The organism is Winogradskyella echinorum (genome assembly GCF_014297365.1).
In the GTDB taxonomy this organism is placed as follows: Bacteria; Bacteroidota; Bacteroidia; order Flavobacteriales; family Flavobacteriaceae; genus Winogradskyella; species Winogradskyella echinorum.
On the sequence record NZ_JACOQD010000002.1, the window covers coordinates 620,978 to 641,553 of the forward strand.

Below are 20,576 nucleotides of genomic sequence, written 5' to 3' on the forward strand. Positions count from 1 at the left end.
GTCAAGACAAAATGAACATTAAAAACAACTGATTAATATGCACAACCAAGACCAACCACAAGAAAAACAAAAATGGGATAAGATGTACACTATCGTACTAATCGCTAACGCATTGTACATAGTACTCTTTTACTTTATAACAGCATCATTCGCTTAAATATATGCAAACATTAGATTGGAGAGATTGGCTAGTTCTTATCGCTACACTTTTAGCGATTGTTGGCTACGGCACATGGAAAACTAGAGGTAGAAAAAATGCCCAAGATTACATAAAGGGTGGTAACACAACCAAATGGTGGACTATCGGTTTGTCAGTAATGGCAACACAAGCTAGCGCTATAACTTTCCTTTCTACAACTGGTCAGGCTTTTTCTGACGGTATGGGTTTTGTTCAATTCTATTTTGGATTGCCAATTGCCATGGTGATTATTTGTTTGGTATTTATACCTCTTTATCATCGTCTTAAAGTTTATACAGCCTATGAATTTCTCGAAAATCGATTCGACCTTAAAACACGAAGTCTAACAGCAATCTTATTTTTAATTCAACGTGGCTTAGCTGCTGGTATCACAATATTTGCTCCAGCCATTATTCTCTCTGTTGTTTTAGGTTGGAATATTGTTACACTTAACATTGTTATTGGCGTTTTAGTCATCATCTACACCGTTTCTGGCGGAACAAAAGCCGTAACAGTGACACAAAAACAGCAAATGTTTGTAATTTTTGCCGGTATGCTAGCTGCATTATTCATTATAATAAATCTAATTCCAGATGACGTTTCCTTTAGAGATGCCATTGATATTGCTGGTGCTACTGGAAAAATGGAAGTCTTAGATTTTTCATTTGACCTAGAAAATCGCTATACAGTTTGGACAGGCTTAATAGGTGGAACATTTTTAATGTTATCATATTTTGGCACAGACCAAAGCCAAGTGCAGCGCTACCTTTCTGGTAAATCCATGAAAGAAATGCAAATGGGTTTACTATTTAATGGTTTATTAAAAGTACCAATGCAGTTTTTCATATTGCTTGTAGGTGTCATGGTTTTTGTATTTTATCAATTCAATCCTTCACCTTTAAACTTTATTGATGCATCTACGCAAACTGTTTTAGCATCAGAATATGGTGATGATTACAGAACATTACAAGAAAAACAAAAAACTTTATTTTTAGATAAACAGACTTTAAGCTTAGACTATTCAAAAAATCAAAATTTAAAAACTAAACAACAACTTTTCACCATAGATAGTATTGAGAAATCTTATAGACTAAAATCAAAATTTCTAATCAAAAAAGCTGTTGATTCAGAGTACAGTTCTAAATACAATGAACTTCAACAAGAAGTGGAACAACTAAAATCTAATGCTGAAAGTGAAGCCTATATCGAAAAATCAGCTGAACTAACTGCGCTGTACAAAGATGCTGCAAAAGATACACAGACCAATGACAGGGATTATATGTTTATTAGGTTTATATTAAATAATTTACCTACAGGACTTATTGGTTTATTATTAGCTGTAATTTTATCTGCTGCAATGTCTTCAACCGCATCAGAAATTAACGCTTTAGCAACTATTACGTCTATTGATTTATATGGAAGAAATGTGAGTGGTGAAAAAGATGATGCGCACATGGTAAAAATGACGAAGTGGTTTACATTAGGCTGGGGAATTATTGCAATAATCATTGCCTGTTTTGCCAATTTAGCAGAGAATTTAATTCAGTTAGTAAATATTATAGGTTCCATTTTTTATGGTAACGTATTAGGTATATTTTTACTAGCTTTTTTCTTTAAACATATTAAAGGTAATGCCGTTTTTACTGGCGCTTTAATAACGCAAACTATAGTTGTTCTTGGTTGGTGGTTTGACTGGATGCCTTATTTATGGCTTAATTTGTTTGGCTGTGTTTTAGTAATCGTAATTGCACATATTCTTCAAGTGGCTTTACCTAAAAAAGAATTAACAGATGTCAACAAAAGTTATTAATTGGGGAATTATTGGCGCTGGAAAAATTGCAGCAAAATTTGCTACTGACTTACAAGCCACATCAAACAGCAAACTTTATGCTATTGCTTCGAGATCTTTATCTAAAGCAGAAGAATTTGCCTTAGATTTTAAAGCAGACAAGGCCTTTGGTGATTATGAGAGTTTAGTCTTAGAAACTAATATAGATGCCATATATATTGCTACTCCACACAGTTTTCATAAAGCACACACTATTTTATGTTTAAATAATAACAAACCTGTGTTATGCGAAAAACCTTTCGCAATGAATTTGTTAGAAGTAAATGGGTTGATTAAAGTATCTAAAGAAAAAAATATACTTTTAATGGAAGCATTATGGACTGCATTCCTACCTCATTTTCAGTATGTACAAAATCTTTTAAAGAACAAGCACTTCGGAAATATTACCAGGCTTGAGGCTGATTTTGGATTTCACCCACCATACAATGAATCTTCTCGATTATTCGATAAATCAGTTGGTGGTGGCAGCTTATTAGATATTGGAATTTATCCAATTTTTGCAGCGCTGTGGACTTTAGGCCGTCCAAATACTATAGAAGCTAATGCTCAATTTTTCGATTTAGGCTCAGATTCAGAATGTCTAATGACTTTCAAGTATGAAGACGCTGAAGCAAACTTAAAAAGCACATTGTTAGAAGAAACCAATACAGAAGCTATTTTTCATTGCGAAAAAGGCACCATTAAGATTAATGGGCGCTTTCACGAACCTTCTACAGTCACATTAATAGATAAACATGGTAATTCTGAATTGAAATCTTTTAATTATAAAACCATTGGGTATAGCTTTGAAATTGAGCATTTTAATCAATTAATAAGAGAAGGCAAAACAGAAAGTGATATTATGACTTTTGAAAGAAGTCGAGAATTGATTAAAACTTTGGACGACGTACGATCAATTATCGGATTAAAATATTAACATAAAAAAAGCGTAACTAACATTTTAGCTACACTTTTACTCTTAAATTTTAGAAGAAATTATTTTCCACTCCACTCCTTTATAGAGTCTTCATTCATCTTTATATAATCCGCATTTTTATTCTCTTTGGCACCTGCTAATGATTTTTTAGCAATTTCTATTGCACCTTTCTTATCACCAGCTTTAGCATAGATTAAAGATTGCTGACGTAATTGCCAAAAACGTGGTTTTTCAGTCATAGACATTGCTTTGTCAATCCATTCCTTAGCTTTTTCAATATCTTTTCCTTCGCTTAAATAATAAGTTGCCGCAGCATAATATTCATTAAAGCCAGGACCATTTAAAGCTTTATCAATAGAAGCCGAAACCATTTTATCTGTTGGTACTTTAAATTCTACACCAACATAAGTCTTCGCCCACATTATTCCTATTACAGCAGAACTACTAGTAATATCATCAAAAGAAATTGTAAAGGTTTCAATATCTATTTCTATTGGATATGCAGGTACTGTAACACGTGCTGCAACTTTAGACTCATCTAACTCTGCAGGTGCTCCACCACCAGCGTAATCTGTATAGAATACAACATCCCATGTTTTAGCCTGTGGAATTGTAAAGATGGCATAAGTACCAGCGTCAAGTTCTTTGTCACCAATAGTTACATTATCGCTAAATGTTACTTTAGTTCTTGCATTGGCACCTGTTCTCCAAACCTTTCCGTAAGGAACAAGATCACCAAAAATAGCTCTTCCACGCATAGATGGTCGCGAATAATCAATAGATACATCTGTTAAACCAACTACTTGTTCAATTTTAGCAGCCGGACTAGGAGCAGGTGTTTCAATTTGTGCATTAACTGAAAACATAAGTGTTACAGCAAATACTAATAGTACTAATTTTCTCATTTTTATAGTGTTTAAGTGTTTGTTTTTTAAGTGCCATAAAATTACAACTTAACTCAACCGTTAAATGTTAAGAAATCCTTAAAGTAAAAGATGTGCGCTCTATTGATAATTTCTTAACATTAAATTTTGGCTCATTAAATATATTAATCGTAATATTGCAATATAATAATATAATGAGTTATGGGTTTAACTAAAAGTGAAATATTTACAGACCAACAAAATGAGATTTCTAACATAGCAAAGGTGTTTGGTCATCCTGCTAGAGTAGCTATTCTGCAGCATATATTTAAATCAAACACGTGTATCTGTGGTGACTTGGTTGAAGAAATTGGCTTAGCACAACCTACGATATCTCAACATTTAAAGGAATTAAAAAAAGTAGGATTGATAAAAGGAAATATTGAAGGCACAAGTGTTTGCTATTGTATTGATGAAGAAAATTGGTCTAATATGAAAACAATTATTTCAGATTTTATTAATCAAGATATAAATGAACAAAACAACTGTTGTTAAACAAAATTATAAATCACTAGAATTATGAAACTTTCAGAGATTAAATCAAAATTAAATGAGCTTGAAACTATAGCTTTTAAATTGCCAAACGGAACTTTAGTGCCAAGTCATTTCCATGTTACGGAAGTTGGCAAAATCACTAAAAACTTTATTGATTGTGGTGGTACTGTGCGTTATGAAGAAGTCGTTAACTTTCAACTGTGGAATGCTAATGATTACAACCACAGGCTACATCCAGAAAAATTATTGAACATTATAGAATTGTCTCAGAAGACTTTAAATATTATGGACAATTTAGAAATTGAAGTCGAATATCAAGCAGATACCATTGGGAAGTTTGGTTTAGATTTCGATGGAACAAGCTTCCTACTTACCTCAAAACAAACAGATTGTTTAGCAAAAGACAATTGTGGTATTCCTGTAGCAAAACCAAAAGTAAAATTAGCTGATCTGTCAGCCGAACCTTGCTGCACACCTGACGGAAATTGTTGTTAATTAACTAAGAAAAATCACCTATGCTATTCAACCAAATTAAAGAGCAGATAGATCAATTAGATATAAATTCTATTTCAGATGATAGAAAAAATGTGCTACAACCGCTTATTGATTTCATTCAAGATAAAGTAAACAAAGCGCAACTGATAAATCTTAATTTTATCTGTACGCATAACTCACGTCGTAGTCACTTATCCCAAGTTTGGGCACAGTCAATGGCGAGTAATTTCCATATTAACAATGTAGTTTGTTATTCTGGCGGAACGGAAGCCACTGCTCTATTTCCATCAGCTGCTGAAGCTTTAAGCGAATCTGGATTTAAAATTGAAAAATTATCAAATGAATCTAATCCGGTTTATGCTATAAAATTTTCAGAGACTGAACATCCTGTAATAGGTTTTTCTAAAACTTATGATGCTGAATTTAATCCTATTTCGAATTTTGCAGCCATAATGACTTGTTCTAGCGCAGATGCTGGTTGTCCTTTTATTGCTGGTGCTGAAAAACGCATTCCAATAACTTTTGAAGATCCAAAAGCTTTTGATGGTACTCCACAACAAGCTGAAAAATATAAAGAACGTAGCCTTCAAATTGCAACAGAATTAAAATACGTGTTTTCTCAAGTTAAAAAATAGTGACCATGACTAAAGCCAAAAAGAAACTCAGTTTTTTAGATAGTTATCTTACTTTATGGATCTTCTTAGCAATGCTTGTAGGTGTAGGCATAGGCTATTTTGCACCTTCATTTCCAAAACTAATAGACTCCTATAGTAGCGGAACCACCAACATCCCAATTGCCATTGGACTTATTTTAATGATGTATCCACCACTTGCTAAAGTAAATTATGCGTTATTACCAAAAGTGTTTAAAGATGTAAAAGTTTTGTCTATTTCCTTAGTTTTAAATTGGATTATTGGACCTGTACTTATGTTTATTCTTGCCATTATATTCTTGCAAGATTACCCAGAGTATATGGTTGGCTTAATTCTTATTGGATTAGCACGTTGTATTGCTATGGTGTTGGTTTGGAACGATTTAGCTGAAGGGAGTAGTGAGTATGGAGCTGGTCTGGTTGCACTTAATAGTATTTTTCAAGTTTTCGCATATAGCTTCTATGCTTACTTATTTATTACTGTGCTCCCACCCTATTTTGGTTTTGAAGGTGCTATTGTAGATATTTCTATTACAACAATTGCTGAAAGTGTTGCTATTTATCTAGGAATTCCATTTTTACTCGGTATTTTTTCGCGATTAATTTTAGTGAAATTAAAAGGAGAAGAATGGTATACTAAAACCTTTATTCCAACAATTTCACCGATGACGTTGATCGCCTTATTATTTACAATTGTGGTTATGTTTTCGCTCAAAGGTGAACTTATTGTTGAAATACCAATGGATGTACTTATCATCGCAGTACCGTTGCTAATCTATTTTGCTCTAATGTTTGTCATCGGATTTTTTGTGAGCAAAGCTATGGGAGCAACATATGATAAAAATGCTGCAATCGCATTTACAGCAGCTGGCAATAATTTTGAATTAGCTATTGCCGTAGCCATTGCCGTTTTTGGATTAAATTCCGGACAAGCATTCGCAGGTGTCGTAGGACCTCTAGTAGAAGTACCAGCTTTAATTTTGTTAGTTAGAGTGGCATTTTGGTTACGCAAAAAATACTATTTACCTAAAGTAACTTCGTAAAAATTGCTCATATCAGAAATTGATGTTAAATTTTGTTTAACTTTATTTACAAATAGTTAAACATTGTGTATCTTTACATTGTAAATCAATTACAATGGCAAAAAAGAAAAACATAAAACAATCGGACATCGTTTCATTTTACATGGATTATGTCTTAACTCACAATCATAAACCCAAATCAGTTTATGCTTTTGCTAAGGACAACAATTTTGAAGAACAAAAATTCTATGAGTTTTTTAATTCTTTTGAGGTCTTAGAACAATCTATTTTCAAAATATTCTTCGATAATACGCTTGAAGTTTTACATAAAAGCGAGGATTATCAATCTTTTGATGCACGGAATAAATTACTCAGTTTCTATTTCACTTTTTTTGAAGTATTAACAGCAAATAGAAGTTATGTAATCCATGCTTTAAACGCGGATAAAAACCAATTGAAATCACTCAAGGTGCTTTCGCATTTAAAAAAGAGTTTCACCAATTATATTGAGTTATTAGACATTAAAACGCTAGATCTTAAGCAAGAGAAGCTCGAAAAACTTAAAAATAGAGGTCTTAAAGAATCAGCTTGGTTTCAATTACTATTAACCATGAAATTTTGGATTGACGACACGTCACCATCATTTGAAAAAACAGATATTTATATTGAGAAATCTGTTCAGGCTAGCTTCGATTTAATCGACACAACACCATTAAAAAGTCTAATAGATTTCGGTAAATTCTTGTATAAAGAAAAAATACACTCCAACTAGATGAAAACGATAGATAGTATTCCAATTACAAAAATATCTAGAGCTAGTAAACTAGTTTCTACAGGTGCAAAAGTAGGCGTCAACTACTTAAAGTATTATGGTGATAAAATGGTAAATTCTAAAGAAGATGCCAAAGAACGTTTAAACCAAAATAATGCTGAAGACATCTACGATAGCCTAAAAAAATTAAAAGGTAGCGCCCTAAAAGTGGCTCAAATGCTAAGTATGGAAAAGAGCATTTTGCCACAGGCATATGTTGAGAAATTTTCGTTATCGCAATTCTCCGTGCCTCCATTATCGCCACCATTAGTTATAAAAACATTTAAAAAATATTTCGGAAAACATCCCGAAAATCTATTTGATACTTTCAACGCAACTTCAGTAAATGCCGCCAGTATTGGCCAAGTCCATATAGCGGATAAGAATGGGAAAAAATTTGCTGTGAAAATCCAATATCCTGGAGTTGCGGAGAGTATCGCTTCAGACTTAGCTTTGGTAAAACCCATTGCTATTAAAATGTTTAATATTAAAGGAAAAGACTCTGATAAATATTTTAAAGAAGTTGAAAATAAACTTACAGAAGAAACAAATTACATATTAGAAATGGCGCAAAGTAAAGCGGTTGCTGAAGCTTGCCAACATATTCCTAATCTTAAATTTCCGAAGTATTATGAAGAATTTTCATCAGAGCGTATTATTACTATGGATTATATGAAAGGCGAACATCTTTCAGAATTTGTAGCGCATAATACAGATCAAAATCTTTCGAACAAAATCGGACAAGCCTTATGGGATTTCTATATGTTTCAAATTCACAAGTTGAAAAAAGTACATGCAGATCCGCATCCTGGAAACTTTTTAATTTCGGAAGATGGTCATTTAATTGCTCTAGACTTTGGTTGCATGAAAACGATTCCAGAGGAATTCTACAAACCTTATTTTGAATTAGCCGATAAGGACTGCATTAATAATCCTGAAGCTTTTACAGAAAAGTTATATGAATTAGAAATTCTACGCACAGATGATAGTGAAGAAGAAATCACATTTTTTAGTGCTATGTTTCATGAGTTATTAAGCTTGTTCACAAAACCGTTTCATGTTGAAGAATTTGATTTTTCAAACCCTGAGTTTTTTAATCAAATTACAGAAATGGGACAACGCTACTCAAAAAGCACAGAACTGCGTAATATGAATGGTAACAGAGGTTCTAAGCATTTTATATATATCAACAGAACCTTCTTTGGATTGTATAATTTAATGTTTGATCTCAAAGCTGAAAACGTAAAAATCAACAATTTTAATAACTTATAAATGGTTGAATTCAGTAATGACGATCTCAAAAAAATGCATCATTTATATAGAATCAACTTAATCAATAGTTGTTCTGGATATAAATCGGCAAATTTAATAGGTACTAAAAGTAACGATGGCATTAGCAATGTCGCAGTCTTTAGTTCTATAACGCATTTAGGCTCAAATCCTGCTTTATTAGGATTCTTTTTAAGACCGACAACTGTAATGCGGAATACCTATCATAATATTAAAGCGACAGGAAATTATACCATAAATCATATTTACGATGATATTCTAAACGATGCACATCATACCTCTGCAAAGTACGATGGGCATATTTCAGAATTTGATGTTACCAATTTATCCGAAGACTTTAAAGATGGGTTTTCATCTCCGTTTGTTAAAGGGTCTCCAGTACAAATGGCAATGGAATATGTTGAAGAATATCCTATTGCCGCGAATAATACCATTTTAGTAATAGGTAAAATTAAAAAGCTCTATATTGATGATACTTTACTCGAAAAAGATGGTTTTGTCAATTTATCAAAAGGCAAAGTAGCGACTATAAATGGTTTAGATGGCTATGCTATTCCTGAATTAAAGCAACGATTAGATTACCAAAGACCAAAACCACAATTTGTAAATTCAAATGACTAATGCGCATATTAATCACAGGTACAACAGGCTACATAGCACGGAGACTAGCGCTCCAACTGCTCGAAAATAAGCACGAGCTTATTTGCTGTGTACGTGATTTAAATCGCATTCCAGATGAAATTGAAGATAATCCACTTTGCACCTTCATAAAGGTTGATTTTTTAAAACCTGATACGGCAGAAATACCAAACGATATCGATGCAGCCTATTATTTAATACATTCGATGTCCACCAGTTCTGATGATTTTGAAGACTTAGAATTACAATGTGCCGAAAATTTCAAAAAACTGGTTGAACCAACACATTGTAAACAGGTCATTTATTTAAGTGGTATTGTTAATGACGAGTCATTATCAAAACATTTAAAATCGAGATTACAGGTAGAAAACACATTAAAATCCGATTCCTACGCCTTAACTACATTTAGAGCCGGAATAATTGTCGGTAGTGGAAGCGCTTCTTTCGAAATTATAAGAGATATCGTAGAGAAACTACCTTTTATGATAACTCCAAAATGGCTCAACACTAAAACACAACCTTTAGCAATTAGAGATGTTTTAAACTTTTTAGCTGGTGGATTAGGCAAAGAAGAATTATACAACAAAGCTTACGATATTTTTGGTCCTGAGGTACTGACTTACAAAGAAATGCTATTGCAATTTGCAGAAGTCAGAGGATTAAAACGTTATATCGTTACACTACCTGTTCTTACACCAAAATTATCCTCGTATTGGCTGTATTTTGTAACATCAACATCCTTTCAATTAGCAGCTGCTTTAGTCGATAGTATGAAAGTTGAAGTTATAGGTAAACCAAGTAATATCAATGAAATTATAGGTATAGAACCTATGGATTATAAAACTGCTGTGGATTTAGCCTTTCAAAGAATTGAACAAAATGCAGTAATATCGAGCTGGAAAGATGCCGTAAGCAGCGGACGTTTTAAAGACCAATTGTCTAAGCATATCGAAATTCCACAATACGGTTGTTTTAAAGATGAAAGACAAAAAACTGTTACTGATGAAGCTTATACCTTAGATAGAATCTGGGGAATTGGTGGTAGAAATGGTTGGTATAGTTTCAATGGACTTTGGAAAATAAGAGGCTATATGGACAAACTCTTTGGTGGTGTTGGTCTAAGACGTGGAAGAACCAGCGACACGTATTTAGAAGCTGGTGATGCTCTAGATTTTTGGCGTGTTTTGTATGCTAGTAAAGAAGAAAAACGATTATTGCTTTTTGCCGAAATGCGTTTACCTGGTGAAGCTTGGTTAGAATTTAAAATTGTTAAAGGCCAATTGCACCAACGTGCTGTTTTTAGACCAAAAGGTATTTGGGGACGATTGTATTGGTATGCTGTTTTACCATTTCATGCTTTTGTTTTTAACGGTATGATTAACGCTTTGGTGAAAAAATGAAAGGTGTAAAAAAAGAAAATCTTCCAACAAAAATGTGTCCCAAATGCAATCGACCATTCACTTGGAGGAAAAAATGGGAAAAGAATTGGGACAATGTAAAATATTGTAGTGAAAAATGCAGAAGACAGAAAACAATATCAACTTAGTATGGTTTAGAAATGATTTAAGAACCATTGACAACGCCGTTTTGTTTGAGGCACAAAAAAACAGTGACAAACTTATTGCTGTCTATTGTTTTGACCCACGACATTTTGATTTAGATCCATACGGTTTTAAGAAAACTGAAAAATTCAGAGCTAAATTTTTAATAGAAACGGTTACCGATTTAAAGACACAACTCAATAAGCTTAATATTGAATTATTGGTTTTTAATGCACAACCAGAAGCTGTAATTCCTCAATTGTGTGCAGAATACAAAATCAATACTATTTTTCTTCAAAAGGAATGGACATCTGAAGAACTATCTGTAGAAAATGTTGTAAAATCGAAATGTAAAGACTGTCAATGGCATGCCGTTTATAATCAGTTTCTGTATCATCCTGAGGATATTAATTTTGATTTCTCTGATACTCCACAGGTTTTTACAGTCTTCAGAAAAAAGCTTGAAAAACATGTAAACATTCGTCCAGAATTAAATGTATCAAAATACTCTGAAAACAATCGAATAAAGAATAACACCAAAATTCCATCACTCAACGACTTGGGATTCGAAGATTTTGATAATCACACGCATTCTGCATTCCCATTTCAAGGCGGAGAAACACATGCTTTCAAACGACTTGAAGATTATTTTTTCAATACTAAAAAACTAGGATTTTATAAGAAGACCAGAAATGGATTGGTTGGTAAAGATTACAGTTCAAAATTTTCACCATGGTTAGCAAACGGTAGTTTATCTGCGAGGACAATTTATTGGAGTATCAAAAAATTTGAAAAAGAACATTTTAAAAACGAATCGACCTATTGGCTCATTTTCGAACTGATTTGGCGTGATTATTTTAAATACATTTCCTTAAAACATGACAGCCAAATCTTTAAACTAGAAGGTATTCTTAACAAAGATTATACATGGAAAACTGATCAGAATTCTATTCAAAACTGGATTAATGGAGAAACAGCATCCGATTTTGTAAATGCCAATATGCTGGAGTTAAAGAATACAGGTTGGATGAGCAACAGAGGACGACAGAATGTGGCATCTTATTTTGCCAAATCCTTAGAACTCGATTGGCGCATTGGCGCAGCCTATTTTGAATCGCTTCTACTCGATTATGATGTACATAGTAATTATGGCAATTGGATGTATGTTGCTGGAGTTGGCAATGACCCTAGAGACAGAAAATTCAATGTGCAGTTGCAAGCAGAACGTTACGATGCCAGCGGAAAATTCAGAAACCTATGGTTACAACCTAGTTTATTTTAATGATAGAAAAAGATAGCAGAATTCAATGAACACATTACGACTCATATTAGGTGACCAACTCAATTCTCAGCATTCATGGTTTACAGAAACCAATGAGAACGTCACCTATTGCCTTTTTGAAATGCGACAAGAAACGGATTATGTAAAGCATCATATTCAAAAAGTTATTGGATTTTTTGCTGCGATGAGAAGTTTTGCTGAAGAACTAAAATCGCAAGGACACAACGTCATTTACTTCAAAATTAATGATGAAAGTAACACGCAAAGTTTAGTCGATAATCTTTCAAAATTAATTAAAGACTACGCTATTGAATGTTTTGAATATCAATTGCCTGACGAATATCGATTAGACCAACAACTCTCTGAATTCTGTAATTCATTAGACATTGAAACCAACACCTACGATTCCGAACATTTTTACACTTCCAGATACGAATTAAAAGATTTTTTTGAAGGCAAAAAGACCTATCTCATGGAAAACTTTTATCGCAACATGCGCAAAAAACACGAGGTTTTAATGGAAGGTAAGCAACCTGAAGGTGGTCAATGGAATTACGATAAAAGCAATAGAAAAAAGTGGAAAGGCAAGCCCGAAATTCCGCATTACAAATGGTTCATTAATGATGTTTCAGATATTGTATCAGACATAGAAAAAGCCGATATAAAAACCATTGGTCATTTTAAAACTGAGACATTTAGTTATCCTATAAACAGATCTCAGGCATTAGAGCAACTCAATTATTTCTGCGAGCATTTGTTAATACGATTCGGTGATTACCAAGATGCGATGCATACAGATCAGGTGTATTTATTTCATTCGCGTATATCGTTTGTTATGAATATTAAATTGATAGGTCCAAAGGAAGTTATAGGCGCTGTAATTGATTACTACTACGATCATAAAACTGAGATTGACATATCTCAAGTCGAAGGTTTTGTGAGACAAATCATTGGCTGGCGCGAATATATGAGAGGTATGTATTGGGCATTAATGCCAGATTATAAAACAGAAAATCACTTAAAAAACACAAATAAACTACCTGAGTTTTTCTGGACAGGTAACACAAAAATGAATTGCCTAAAACAGAGCATAATTAATTCATTAGACAATGCTTATGCGCATCACATCCAACGCTTAATGATTACAGGCAATTATGCCTTATTAACACAAATAGATCCCGATGAAGTAGATGCTTGGTATTTGGGTATCTATGCAGATGCCATAGAATGGGTGCAATTGACCAACACTAGAGGCATGAGTCAGTTTGCTGATGGTGGTAAAATTGCAACAAAACCCTATGTATCTTCAGGTAGTTATATTGATAAAATGAGTAACTACTGCGAAAAATGTCACTATAACAAAAAAGAAAAAACAACCGATAAGGCTTGCCCATTTAACAGTTTGTATTGGAATTTTTTGGATGATAAAAGAGACATTCTTGGTAATAATAGACGTATGGGAATGATGTATAGTTTATTAGATAAAATGGATAAAGGCCAATTGAATAGTATAAAAGAACGTGCAACCGCAATCATAGAAAATCCGGATGAATACTAACAGAGAACATATCAATGTGGTGTGGCTTAAACGCGATTTAAGACTTCAGGATAATGAGGCGATTTCTTGTGCATTATCTACAGGAAAACGTACACTCATCATTTATGTTTTTGAACATATTTTACTAAATGATGATCATTATAGCGAACGCCATTTTAACTTCATAAAAGAATCTCTTAGAGATATAAATATAAAATTAGAGGCTTACGATTCCAAAGTACTTTGTGTTACTAGCGATATTACAAGTGCATTTAATCAGTTACAAGAGTCTTATAAAATTGATACCATTTATTCGCACGTAGAAACGGGCTTATTAGTCACCTACAATAGAGATAAAGAATTTAAACGATACTGCCGAAATAATTTTATAGAATGGCACGAATCTAAAAACAATGGTGTAGAACGTGGTTTATTGAATAGAGATAATTGGTTTGAAAACTGGGAGGATTATATGAACAGTAATCTTGAAGTATTTGAACCTCTCGACAACCAATTGCTCAATAGTAACGAAATTGACCATTTAGAGAAAGTCTTTTCTGTAACGGATTTAAACACACCAACAGAGACTAATTTTCAGAAAGGTGGTACAACTATGGGTTGGAAATATGCCAATTCATTTTTTGAAACTCGTCACGAAGAATACATGTTCAATATCTCAAAACCAGAAGCCTCAAGAAGTAGTTGCAGTAGAATTTCGCCATATATAGCTTGGGGAAATTTATCGATAAGACAAGTTTTTCAAAAAGCAAATCAATTAAAAAAAGTGTCTAAAGAGAGGCAACATATTGGTGCGTTTATTTCGCGATTGCGTTGGCAAGCTCACTTCATTCAAAAGTTTGAAATGGAACACACGATGGAAAATGCAAGCGTTAATAAAGGTTATCACAAACTTAAGAAAAGCATATCGGACAGTTATATTGACGCATGGAAAACAGGCCAAACGGGATTTCCATTAGTCGATGCAAGTATGCGATGTTTAATTGAAACAGGTTACGTTAATTTTAGAATGCGTGCCATGTTGGCATCCTTTTTCACTCACATATTGTGGCAACCTTGGCAGTATGCTACCACACATTTATCGCAACAGTTCTTAGATTTTGAACCTGGTATTCATTTTCCACAATTACAGATGCAAGCTGGTGAAACTGGTATCAATAACCTAAGAATTTACAACCCAACTTTAAATGGATTAAAACACGATCCTGATGCAACATTCATTAAAAAATGGGTGCCAGAATTAGCGCATCTAGACATCGCCTTTATTCATGAACCATATCTTATGACAGAGATGGAACAGACCTTTTATAATTTTAAGTTAGGCGAAGATTACCCAATGCCTATTGTAGATATAAAGGAAAATCGTAAACGCGCTAGTGATATTCTCTGGAATATGAAAAAGGATCCTACGGTAGTTCGTGAAAGTTTTAGAATTTTAAAACGACATACTATACAAGACAGAAATCGTATGCTGAAAAGCGACTAATTCTTCATTCGATATAAACACTTTTCTATACTCATAATTATCTGTTAATTTTTGTTTAACTATTTTGATAAATAGTTAAACATTTAGTATATTTGACTAGATATGATACTGAACACGACTCATTATAATGCTGAACACAAACAGATTATTGCCGACTTAGTTGGCAGTCCTTTTAGTTTGGTACAGAAATTGAAAATGAATGGTGTAGGTTCTAAACGCATGATCATTGATGAAGTGAGTCCAAATATGCAATCGTTGATGAATTTGGTTTCAGACATTAATTATGGTAATATAGAATTAAGACCTAAAGGCATTCTCATAAGAATAAATAAAGGTTTAAAAAATTTTACATGGATTATACCTTATTACCATCTCGTTATTTATAAAATCAATGGTTCTAGCATACATGCACAAGGAAAATTTGTGCATTTTAGAGCAAATAAAACATTTCGTGAAAACAAAAAGTTTTTTGACAAACTTTTAGATGAAAAAACGAAATATGATATGCAATATGCAATGCCTCATAGTTTATGAAATTAGAACTTAGAGATATAGATAGAATTATAGAAATGGCATGGGAAGACAGGACACCGTTTGATGCTATTACCTTTCAATTCAAATTAAAAGAACAAGAGGTTATTAATTTAATGCGTCGCGAATTAAAACCTAGTAGCTTCAGATTATGGAGAGCAAGAGTACAAGGCAGAGCTACTAAACACAGTAAAAAAAGAACGTTTGACGAAGGCAGATTTAAATGCTCGAGACAAAGAATAATAACAAACAACTCTATTTCAAAACGTTAACACGTGCTTTGATTTAAGCTTGGAGTACTTAAAGACAGCACATTAAAAAGATTCTATGAAAACAGAAACGATTTCCAAAAAAAATGGTCACAGTCTAAAAGCCTTTAATGTAGAAGATATCGGAGACGACCATTTATTTACAGGTTTAGAAACACCGATGAAGCCTAACGCTTTTGAAATGTCTAATACCGAAAAAAAAGAACGCATATCTATCTTATTTTCAGAAATAATGGATGTTCTAGGTTTAGACCTAAATGATGATTCTCTACAAGGTACGCCAGACAGAGTAGCTAAAATGTATGTAGAAGAAATTTTCTCAGGACTAGATCCAAAGAATAAGCCAAAAGTTGCACTCTTTGATAATAAATATCAGTATAATCAGATGCTTGTAGAAAAGAATATTACTTTCTACTCTAATTGCGAACATCATTTTGTACCAATTATTGGTAAAGCACACATTGCATACAAATCATCTGGAAAGGTTATTGGACTTTCAAAATTAAACCGCATTGTACAGTATTACGCCAAGCGTCCACAGGTACAAGAACGTTTAACGAACCAAATAGCAAATGAATTAAAAACTGTTTTAAACACAGAAAATGTCGCTGTTATTATAGATGCTAAACATTTATGTGTATCTTCAAGAGGTATAAAAGACGATACATCAACAACAGTAACAACTTATTATGGAGGTGAATTTAATACGGCCTCAAAAATTGCAGAATTACAAAACTATATAAACAATTAAGCTATGAAAACAATAGAAAGAGCTTTAGAATTTGAAAACAGAAAGTTTTCTTTTAAAACAACAAGTGACAGAATTATAGCAGCTAGAGAAGCAAAAGATATTATACTAGAAGTTAACGAATTATATAAAAAAGAAAAAGATTCTAAACTTATGGATTTAATGAAACGTCTTACTGTTATTAAGCAAAAAATAGAAAAGCGTTTAAAAGGTAGACCTTTAACAGCATCTTAATATGAAAACTATAATAGTTATTGGAGGAAGCAAAGGTATAGGTAATGCAATAGTTTCTTCTTTGCTTTCTTCAAATAACAAAGTTGTAAACATTAGCAGAACATCACCAGAACAATCGCACGAAAATTTTACGCATTATAACTGCGATGTGTTACACGATGAATTACCAGATATAGGTGTTGCAGACGGTCTTGTTTATTGTCCGGGAAGCATAAATCTTAAACCCATAAGTAGACTGAGTATAGACGATTTTAAAAGCGATTTTGAAATTAATGTGCTTGGAGCGGTCAAAGCGGTTCAAAAATATTTAGCCATCTTAAAAAATGGTAACAAACCATCAATACTACTATTTAGTACTGTGGCTTCTAAATTAGGTATGCCATTTCATGCCAGCGTAGCAGCTTCAAAATCTGCAGTAGAAGGTTTAACCAAATCATTAGGTGCAGAATTAGCACCGACTATTCGTGTTAATGCAATCGCACCTACAGTAACAAATACAGATTTAGCTTCTAAATTATTACGAAACGAAAGGATGATTGAAAACATGAATGAGAGACATCCACTCAAAAAATATTTAGAACCACAAGAAGTTGCGGATATGGCTATATTTTTATTGTCTGATAAAGCTGCGTCCTTATCTGGACAGATTTTTGAAATGGATTGCGGTATTGTTAGCTTTAAACTATAGACTATGAACCCTTTTAAAGCATTCATCAGTACAATATCGACTACAGATGCCAGTGTAAAACAAAATGCACTACAATCTATTTATGATATTGAAATTAATAGTCTTCAAGGCAAACCAATTCAACTTTCCGACTTTAAAGGAAAAAAGATATTATTTGTAAATGTAGCTTCAAAATGCGGATTTACACCTCAATATAGAGAGTTACAGCAATTACATGAAACCTATAAGAATAACTTAGTAGTTATTGGTGTACCATGTAACCAATTTGGAAAACAAGAACCAGGTCAATCTAATGAGATTCAAGAATTTTGTGAGGTTAATTACGGTGTGTCTTTTTTAATAACCGAGAAGATTAGTGTTAAAGGCTTAAATCAGCATCCATTGTACAAATGGTTAACAAAGAAAGCTATTAACGGCCGACAAAATTCAGTGGTGAAATGGAATTTTCAGAAATATTTAGTAGATGAAAATGGTGAGTTCATTGATTACTTCTACTCGATTACAAAACCAATGAATTCTCGTATTACCAAATATTTAAAATAAAGATTATGTTCGGATTATTTAAGAAGACGTCAGAGTTAGATAAATTACAAAAAAAATACGAAAAGCTTATGGCCGATTGGCATAAACTCTCAACCACCAATCGAGCTGAAAGTGATAAGAAGTACGCTGAAGCTGAGAGAATATCTGAAAGGATAAAAGCTTTAAAACAATCTTAGTTTGAAAAGAATTTACTATTTAATAATTTTTCTTGCCATCAATTTTGGTGGTTTAGCTTTAGGAAGCTGGCTTATGGACTCAGGGCCAACCTCAGAATGGTATCTAAACCTAAATAAAGCACCATGGACACCACCAGGTTGGGTTTTTGGTGCAGCATGGACATTGATTATGCTATGTTTTTCTTGGTACTTAAGTGTTCTATTTCATTTGAGAAAATCGCGGTTTTTGTGGCTTCTATATTTATTTCAAGTATTACTAAATGTAAGCTGGAACTGGATCTTCTTCAATCAGCATTTAACCAACATTAGTTTAGTAGTTATCATTTTACTAACACTGGTTATATTTTATTACTTCATAACGTTTAGAAGTGATAAACTTAAAAACGCAAAGTATTTACTGCTACCCTATTTAATTTGGTTATGCATTGCAACCTCACTAAATGCATACATTGTCTTTAACAACTAAGAATTCTGATGAAAATATATAGATTACATAAAAAACAAAATCTACCTATTACTATTGACCAAGCGTGGGATTTTTTATCGAGTCCGAAAAACCTTAAAACGATTACACCAGATTATATGGGTTTTAATATCCTATCGGGTGCTGACAGACCAATGTTTCCAGGTCAGATCATTCAATACATTGTCACTCCAGTGTTAGGTATAAAAACAAAATGGGTCACAGAGATTACACATGTTAGAGATAAAGAATACTTTGTAGATGAACAACGCTTTGGACCGTATGCTCTTTGGCATCATAAACATTTTATTAAAGAAATTGAAGGTGGTGTAGAGATGGAAGATATTATAGATTACAAAGTGCCAATGGGAATTTTAGGTCAACTAGTTCACCCAATTTTAGTAAAACCAAAACTCGAAGAAATTTTTAACTACCGAACAAAAAAGCTAGAAGAACTTTTTGGCAAATATTAGTTTATGAATTCTACTGTAAATATTTTTTGGTTTAGAAGAGACCTGAGATTAGACGATAATGTTGGTTTTTATGAAGCCTTAAGAGGAGAACATCCTGTATTACCAATTTTTATTTTCGATTCTGAAATTTTGAATAAGTTACCAAAAGATGATGCTCGTGTAACTTTTATACATAAAACGCTTCAAGGCATGAGGCAGACTTTGCAAGACGAACATGCAAGTAGTATTGCAATTTATCATGGCAAACCAAAAGATATTTTTAAGACCTTATTAAAAGAATTTAAAATTCATACTGTTTATACTAATCACGATTACGAACCTTATGCAAAAGAACGTGATGAAGAAATAGAAAAGTTACTAGATAAAAATGATGTTAGCTTTAAAACTTTCAAGGACCAGGTAATTTTTGAAAAAGATGAAGTTGTAAAAAAAGATGGTGATCCATATGTCGTGTACACACCTTATATGCGCACATGGAAGGAAAAATTTAAAACTATAGACCTAGAGATTTTTTACACCAATTCCTATCTCAACAACTTAGTTGAACATTCAAGATTGCCAAATTTAAGTTTATCAGACATTGGGTTTAAAACTTCGAAACAAGAAATTGCAGATTATGAAGTAACACCTACTCTAATTCAACAATACGAAGACACTCGAAATTTCCCAGCAAAGGATGCCACATCTCGATTAGGTCCTCACTTACGTTTTGGTACGGTTAGCATTCGTAAAATGATTAAAAAAGCCATTGCTGAAAACAATGAAATCTTTTGGCAAGAATTGATTTGGCGCGAATTTTTTATGCAAATTCTATGGCATTATCCTAGAACAAAAGATGAATCTTTTAAAACAAAGTACGACCGCATAGAATGGAGAAATAATGAAAAAGAATTTAAAAAATGGTGCGAAGGTCAAACAGGTTATCCATTAGTGGATGCTGGTATGCGCCAGCTCAACGAAACCGGTTTTATGCATAATCGCGTGCGTATGTTGGTTGGCAGTTTCCTCTGCAAACATTTACTAATAGATTGGCGTTGGGGAGAAGCCTATTTTGCAGAGAAACTTCATGATTACGAAATGGCCAGCAATGTTGGTAATTGGCAATGGGTTGCGGGAAGTGGTGTTGATGCTGCACCTTATTTCAGAATTTTTAATCCAACAACTCAGATAGATAAATTCGATAAAGACAGAAAGTACATTAAAAAATATGTCCCAGAATTTGAGTCTGATGATTATGTGGAAAGAATGGTTGATCATAAAGAAGCTAGAGAACGTTGCTTAGAAACTTATAAATCTGCATTAAATTAACGCTATTA

General features: G+C 33.1%; 25 protein-coding genes. 24 read left to right on the forward strand and 1 reads right to left on the reverse strand.

The features are described from left to right. Positions 1-161 precede the first annotated feature (161 nt). Entirely contained in the window at positions 162-1,988 is a 1,827-nt protein-coding gene (locus H8K90_RS09910; RefSeq protein WP_186845803.1) for a sodium:solute symporter, read from the forward strand. After that, a complete protein-coding gene (locus H8K90_RS09915; RefSeq protein WP_186845804.1) occupies positions 1,969-2,943 on the forward strand; it encodes a Gfo/Idh/MocA family protein in 975 nt (324 codons plus the stop codon). Before H8K90_RS09910 ends, H8K90_RS09915 begins: the two co-directional genes overlap by 20 nt. 59 nt (positions 2,944-3,002) lie before the next feature. On the opposite strand, the gene H8K90_RS09920 is transcribed toward H8K90_RS09915, so the two are convergent. Next, on the reverse strand, positions 3,003-3,848 hold the full coding sequence (locus H8K90_RS09920) for a DUF2911 domain-containing protein (protein ID WP_186845805.1): 846 nt from the start codon (positions 3,846-3,848) through the stop codon (positions 3,003-3,005). A gap of 180 nt (positions 3,849-4,028) precedes the next feature. Here H8K90_RS09920 and H8K90_RS09925 point away from each other — a divergent pair, with 180 nt between their 5' ends. The 22 genes from H8K90_RS09925 (at position 4,029) to H8K90_RS10030 (ending at position 20,568) form a co-directional block, all read left to right on the forward strand. Then, on the forward strand, positions 4,029-4,361 hold the full coding sequence (locus tag H8K90_RS09925) for an ArsR/SmtB family transcription factor (RefSeq protein ID WP_186845806.1): 333 nt from the start codon (positions 4,029-4,031) through the stop codon (positions 4,359-4,361). A gap of 24 nt (positions 4,362-4,385) precedes the next feature. After that, a complete protein-coding gene (locus H8K90_RS09930; protein ID WP_186845807.1) occupies positions 4,386-4,856 on the forward strand; it encodes a DUF6428 family protein in 471 nt (156 codons plus the stop codon). Positions 4,857-4,876: 20 nt separating this feature from the next. Continuing rightward, a complete protein-coding gene (locus tag H8K90_RS09935; RefSeq protein ID WP_186845808.1) occupies positions 4,877-5,491 on the forward strand; it encodes an arsenate-mycothiol transferase ArsC in 615 nt (204 codons plus the stop codon). A gap of 5 nt (positions 5,492-5,496) precedes the next feature. Next, complete coding sequence (arsB, locus tag H8K90_RS09940) at positions 5,497-6,552, forward strand: ACR3 family arsenite efflux transporter (protein WP_186845809.1); 1,056 nt, start codon at positions 5,497-5,499, stop codon at positions 6,550-6,552. Positions 6,553-6,646: 94 nt separating this feature from the next. Beyond that, positions 6,647-7,303: a TetR family transcriptional regulator C-terminal domain-containing protein gene (locus tag H8K90_RS09945; RefSeq protein ID WP_186845810.1), complete on the forward strand. Its 657-nt coding sequence runs from the start codon at positions 6,647-6,649 to the stop codon at positions 7,301-7,303. Further along, on the forward strand, positions 7,304-8,614 hold the full coding sequence (locus H8K90_RS09950) for an ABC1 kinase family protein (protein WP_186845811.1): 1,311 nt from the start codon (positions 7,304-7,306) through the stop codon (positions 8,612-8,614). Next, positions 8,615-9,253 carry a flavin reductase family protein gene (locus H8K90_RS09955; protein WP_186845812.1) on the forward strand — a complete coding sequence of 213 codons (639 nt, stop codon included), beginning with the start codon at positions 8,615-8,617 and terminating at the stop codon, positions 9,251-9,253. Then, positions 9,253-10,671, forward strand: a complete 1,419-nt coding sequence (locus H8K90_RS09960; protein WP_186845813.1) for an SDR family oxidoreductase — start codon at positions 9,253-9,255, stop codon at positions 10,669-10,671. The genes H8K90_RS09955 and H8K90_RS09960 overlap by 1 nt, the downstream gene beginning before the upstream one ends. Then, positions 10,668-10,817 carry a DUF2256 domain-containing protein gene (locus H8K90_RS09965; RefSeq protein WP_186845814.1) on the forward strand — a complete coding sequence of 50 codons (150 nt, stop codon included), beginning with the start codon at positions 10,668-10,670 and terminating at the stop codon, positions 10,815-10,817. Before H8K90_RS09960 ends, H8K90_RS09965 begins: the two co-directional genes overlap by 4 nt. Continuing rightward, positions 10,787-12,094: a DASH family cryptochrome gene (locus H8K90_RS09970; RefSeq protein WP_186845815.1), complete on the forward strand. Its 1,308-nt coding sequence runs from the start codon at positions 10,787-10,789 to the stop codon at positions 12,092-12,094. The genes H8K90_RS09965 and H8K90_RS09970 overlap by 31 nt, the downstream gene beginning before the upstream one ends. A gap of 25 nt (positions 12,095-12,119) precedes the next feature. Next, positions 12,120-13,652, forward strand: coding sequence for a cryptochrome/photolyase family protein (locus H8K90_RS09975; RefSeq protein ID WP_186845816.1), 1,533 nt, complete (start codon positions 12,120-12,122; stop codon positions 13,650-13,652). Beyond that, positions 13,642-15,135 (forward strand): cryptochrome/deoxyribodipyrimidine photo-lyase family protein, encoded by a 1,494-nt coding sequence (locus H8K90_RS09980; RefSeq protein WP_186845817.1) that lies wholly within the window; start codon positions 13,642-13,644, stop codon positions 15,133-15,135. Before H8K90_RS09975 ends, H8K90_RS09980 begins: the two co-directional genes overlap by 11 nt. A gap of 102 nt (positions 15,136-15,237) precedes the next feature. After that, positions 15,238-15,669, forward strand: a complete 432-nt coding sequence (locus tag H8K90_RS09985; protein ID WP_186845818.1) for a hypothetical protein — start codon at positions 15,238-15,240, stop codon at positions 15,667-15,669. Beyond that, positions 15,666-15,938, forward strand: coding sequence for a TIGR03643 family protein (locus H8K90_RS09990; protein ID WP_186845819.1), 273 nt, complete (start codon positions 15,666-15,668; stop codon positions 15,936-15,938). The genes H8K90_RS09985 and H8K90_RS09990 overlap by 4 nt, the downstream gene beginning before the upstream one ends. A 55-nt stretch (positions 15,939-15,993) precedes the next feature. After that, positions 15,994-16,686, forward strand: a complete 693-nt coding sequence (gene folE, locus H8K90_RS09995; protein WP_186845820.1) for a GTP cyclohydrolase I FolE — start codon at positions 15,994-15,996, stop codon at positions 16,684-16,686. Between the two features lie 3 nt (positions 16,687-16,689). Continuing rightward, positions 16,690-16,917 (forward strand): hypothetical protein, encoded by a 228-nt coding sequence (locus tag H8K90_RS10000; protein ID WP_186845821.1) that lies wholly within the window; start codon positions 16,690-16,692, stop codon positions 16,915-16,917. Between the two features lies 1 nt (position 16,918). Next, complete coding sequence (locus H8K90_RS10005) at positions 16,919-17,605, forward strand: SDR family NAD(P)-dependent oxidoreductase (RefSeq protein ID WP_186845822.1); 687 nt, start codon at positions 16,919-16,921, stop codon at positions 17,603-17,605. A 3-nt stretch (positions 17,606-17,608) separates the two neighbouring features. After that, the gene (locus tag H8K90_RS10010) at positions 17,609-18,148 is read left to right on the forward strand and encodes a glutathione peroxidase (RefSeq protein WP_186845823.1); all 540 of its coding nucleotides are present in this window, start codon (positions 17,609-17,611) and stop codon (positions 18,146-18,148) included. 5 nt (positions 18,149-18,153) lie between these two features. After that, a complete protein-coding gene (locus H8K90_RS10015; RefSeq protein WP_186845824.1) occupies positions 18,154-18,324 on the forward strand; it encodes a Lacal_2735 family protein in 171 nt (56 codons plus the stop codon). Between the two features lies 1 nt (position 18,325). After that, positions 18,326-18,790 (forward strand): TspO/MBR family protein, encoded by a 465-nt coding sequence (locus H8K90_RS10020; RefSeq protein ID WP_186845825.1) that lies wholly within the window; start codon positions 18,326-18,328, stop codon positions 18,788-18,790. A gap of 8 nt (positions 18,791-18,798) precedes the next feature. Further along, complete coding sequence (locus H8K90_RS10025; protein WP_186845826.1) at positions 18,799-19,260, forward strand: SRPBCC family protein; 462 nt, start codon at positions 18,799-18,801, stop codon at positions 19,258-19,260. Positions 19,261-19,263: 3 nt separating this feature from the next. Then, positions 19,264-20,568, forward strand: a complete 1,305-nt coding sequence (locus tag H8K90_RS10030) for a cryptochrome/photolyase family protein (protein WP_186845827.1) — start codon at positions 19,264-19,266, stop codon at positions 20,566-20,568. Positions 20,569-20,576 lie beyond the last annotated feature (8 nt).

Coding starts and splice junctions, on each gene's coding strand:
- H8K90_RS10015 (WP_186845824.1), top strand. CDS start 18,154: ATGTTCGGATTATTTAAGAAGACGTCAGAGTTAGATAAATTACAAAAA.
- H8K90_RS09910 (WP_186845803.1), top strand. CDS start 162: ATGCAAACATTAGATTGGAGAGATTGGCTAGTTCTTATCGCTACACTT.
- H8K90_RS10010 (WP_186845823.1), top strand. CDS start 17,609: ATGAACCCTTTTAAAGCATTCATCAGTACAATATCGACTACAGATGCC.
- H8K90_RS09980 (WP_186845817.1), top strand. CDS start 13,642: ATGAATACTAACAGAGAACATATCAATGTGGTGTGGCTTAAACGCGAT.
- H8K90_RS09970 (WP_186845815.1), top strand. CDS start 10,787: ATGCAGAAGACAGAAAACAATATCAACTTAGTATGGTTTAGAAATGAT.
- H8K90_RS10030 (WP_186845827.1), top strand. CDS start 19,264: ATGAATTCTACTGTAAATATTTTTTGGTTTAGAAGAGACCTGAGATTA.
- H8K90_RS09915 (WP_186845804.1), top strand. CDS start 1,969: ATGTCAACAAAAGTTATTAATTGGGGAATTATTGGCGCTGGAAAAATT.
- H8K90_RS10025 (WP_186845826.1), top strand. CDS start 18,799: ATGAAAATATATAGATTACATAAAAAACAAAATCTACCTATTACTATT.
- H8K90_RS09985 (WP_186845818.1), top strand. CDS start 15,238: ATGATACTGAACACGACTCATTATAATGCTGAACACAAACAGATTATT.
- H8K90_RS09960 (WP_186845813.1), top strand. CDS start 9,253: ATGCGCATATTAATCACAGGTACAACAGGCTACATAGCACGGAGACTA.
- arsB (WP_186845809.1), top strand. CDS start 5,497: ATGACTAAAGCCAAAAAGAAACTCAGTTTTTTAGATAGTTATCTTACT.
- H8K90_RS09920 (WP_186845805.1), bottom strand. CDS start 3,848: ATGAGAAAATTAGTACTATTAGTATTTGCTGTAACACTTATGTTTTCA.
- H8K90_RS09945 (WP_186845810.1), top strand. CDS start 6,647: ATGGCAAAAAAGAAAAACATAAAACAATCGGACATCGTTTCATTTTAC.
- H8K90_RS09955 (WP_186845812.1), top strand. CDS start 8,615: ATGGTTGAATTCAGTAATGACGATCTCAAAAAAATGCATCATTTATAT.
- H8K90_RS09990 (WP_186845819.1), top strand. CDS start 15,666: ATGAAATTAGAACTTAGAGATATAGATAGAATTATAGAAATGGCATGG.
- H8K90_RS10000 (WP_186845821.1), top strand. CDS start 16,690: ATGAAAACAATAGAAAGAGCTTTAGAATTTGAAAACAGAAAGTTTTCT.
- H8K90_RS09975 (WP_186845816.1), top strand. CDS start 12,120: ATGAACACATTACGACTCATATTAGGTGACCAACTCAATTCTCAGCAT.
- H8K90_RS09950 (WP_186845811.1), top strand. CDS start 7,304: ATGAAAACGATAGATAGTATTCCAATTACAAAAATATCTAGAGCTAGT.
- H8K90_RS09925 (WP_186845806.1), top strand. CDS start 4,029: ATGGGTTTAACTAAAAGTGAAATATTTACAGACCAACAAAATGAGATT.
- folE (WP_186845820.1), top strand. CDS start 15,994: ATGAAAACAGAAACGATTTCCAAAAAAAATGGTCACAGTCTAAAAGCC.
- H8K90_RS09965 (WP_186845814.1), top strand. CDS start 10,668: ATGAAAGGTGTAAAAAAAGAAAATCTTCCAACAAAAATGTGTCCCAAA.
- H8K90_RS09930 (WP_186845807.1), top strand. CDS start 4,386: ATGAAACTTTCAGAGATTAAATCAAAATTAAATGAGCTTGAAACTATA.
- H8K90_RS09935 (WP_186845808.1), top strand. CDS start 4,877: ATGCTATTCAACCAAATTAAAGAGCAGATAGATCAATTAGATATAAAT.
- H8K90_RS10005 (WP_186845822.1), top strand. CDS start 16,919: ATGAAAACTATAATAGTTATTGGAGGAAGCAAAGGTATAGGTAATGCA.